Source organism: Alkalihalophilus lindianensis, assembly GCF_032843265.1.
GTDB lineage: Bacteria > Bacillota > Bacilli > Bacillales > Bacillaceae_D > Alkalihalophilus > Alkalihalophilus lindianensis.
The window spans coordinates 1-264 of the sequence record NZ_JAWJBA010000468.1; the positions used below are offsets into that span (position 1 = coordinate 1).

Sequence of the window (264 nt, forward strand, 5' to 3'; positions counted from 1 at the left end):
ATCCCATTAACCTGGATATGCCCTGAGGTTGGAGTTAAGATTCCTGTCAGCATTTTAATCGTTGTGGATTTCCCTGCCCCATTTTCTCCAATATAACCAACCATTTCTCCTTGTTTGACAGAAAAATTAATATCATGAACGGCAGAAACTACTTTATAGTTTCTGGTAAACAAATCTCTAAATGCTCCTTTCAAGCCAGAACGGCTCGAATATGCCTTGAACTCTTTTCGTAAATTTTTCACTTCAATTGCATTATCCATATTT

General features: G+C 36.7%; 1 protein-coding gene. It reads right to left on the reverse strand.

Annotated elements, in window-relative coordinates:
- On the reverse strand, window positions 1–260 hold a 260-nt coding region (locus RYX56_RS23055; protein WP_317124215.1), incomplete at its 3' end, for an ATP-binding cassette domain-containing protein.
- Window positions 261–264 lie beyond the last annotated feature (4 nt).